The sequence below is a fragment of the Sporolactobacillus terrae DSM 11697 genome, from assembly GCF_000648615.1.
Taxonomy (GTDB): Bacteria; Bacillota; Bacilli; order Bacillales; family Sporolactobacillaceae; genus Sporolactobacillus; species Sporolactobacillus terrae.
Window position 1 is genome coordinate 1 of sequence record NZ_JFZC01000013.1, and the last position, 268, is coordinate 268.

Sequence of the window (268 nt, forward strand, 5' to 3'; positions counted from 1 at the left end):
GGGATTGCTCGTCGCCTGCGACACCGAGGAAAATCACGCCACGGCAAAGGTTATGAAGAACGTCGTGGCAAAATCAACTACAGTCATTCCATTGATGAACGACCGCCTGAGGCTAATGAACGTCGCGTCATTGGCCACTGGGAAGCAGATACGGTCGTTGGAAAAATTGGATCCGAATGTCTGGTAACCCTTGTTGATCGAAAGACACGCTTACTCATTGCCGCAAAGGCCGCGAAGAAAACCGCTAAATGCGTGAAAGAGAAATTAA

The 268-nt window shown here is 49.3% G+C and carries 1 protein-coding gene; it reads left to right on the forward strand.

Annotated features, from left to right (window positions below):
- Positions 1 to 268, forward strand: a 268-nt coding sequence (locus AA84_RS0102035; protein WP_028975816.1) for an IS30 family transposase, incomplete at both ends; no start/stop codon positions are given.